The organism is Mesorhizobium sp. M8A.F.Ca.ET.207.01.1.1, from assembly GCF_004794715.1.
GTDB lineage: Bacteria > Pseudomonadota > Alphaproteobacteria > Rhizobiales > Rhizobiaceae > Mesorhizobium.
The window spans coordinates 1-304 of the sequence record NZ_SRUS01000467.1 but is presented as its reverse complement, the minus strand read 5'-3'; the positions used below and the strand labels follow the sequence as shown (position 1 = coordinate 304).

General features: G+C 61.5%; 1 protein-coding gene. It reads left to right on the top strand.

Features of this window, described 5'->3' with window-relative positions; genetic code table 11:
• Positions 1–304 (top strand): phage tail tape measure C-terminal domain-containing protein (locus tag EN850_RS35395; protein ID WP_136093062.1); only part of this gene is annotated, 304 nt, incomplete at both ends.

Genomic DNA, 304 nt, shown 5'->3' with positions numbered 1-304 from the left:
CGCGCGGCTCGCACGCGTCAATGCCATCCAGCGTGAGTACGAACAGGCGATGAGGACACTGCGCGACAGCGGTGTTTCCGAGAACAGCCAGAGCTTCCGCGACCAGTCTGACGCGCTGCGCTCGAGCCGCGATCGACGCTTGAATGATGAGCGGGATTACCAGGGTCGCCGAACGGAGAAGATGGGCGATTTGCGCAATGGCGCGCGCAGTGCCTTTGAGGACTACAACGAGTCCGCCTCCAATACGGCCGGCATGACCCAGGAACTCTTCAGCAAGGCATTCAAAGGCGCTGAAGATGCGCTG